Below are 231 nucleotides of genomic sequence, written 5' to 3'. Positions count from 1 at the left end.
CACGCCCGGCCGGCCGCGTAACTTCTGAGTGGATTCGGGAAGGCTCATGCAGGCAAGCCGAAAGAAGAACCTCGCCACCGCAGGAATAAGTTGCCTGGTGGTGATCGCGGCGGTATTCGGGTACGTGGAGATTTTCACCAAGGGGATCGACCGGTTGCCGGCCCGGCCGTGCGACGGCGCGGTGGACCGGGAGACGGCGGCGCGTGCCCTGCCTTCGGCGCGTTCGGCCGA

General features: G+C 67.1%; 1 protein-coding gene. It reads left to right on the top strand.

Going from position 1 to position 231, the window contains the following annotated elements:
• Nucleotides 1-46: 46 nt before the first annotated feature.
• The coding region (locus IH00_RS44155) for a hypothetical protein (RefSeq protein ID WP_234334898.1) at nucleotides 47-231 on the top strand (185 nt) is incomplete at its 3' end.

The sequence above is a fragment of the Streptomyces sp. NRRL S-118 genome (genome assembly GCF_000716335.1).
In the GTDB taxonomy this organism is placed as follows: domain Bacteria; phylum Actinomycetota; class Actinomycetes; order Streptomycetales; family Streptomycetaceae; genus Streptomyces.
The sequence above is the reverse complement of the archived record's forward strand: the minus strand, read 5'-3'. Positions and strand labels throughout refer to the sequence as shown.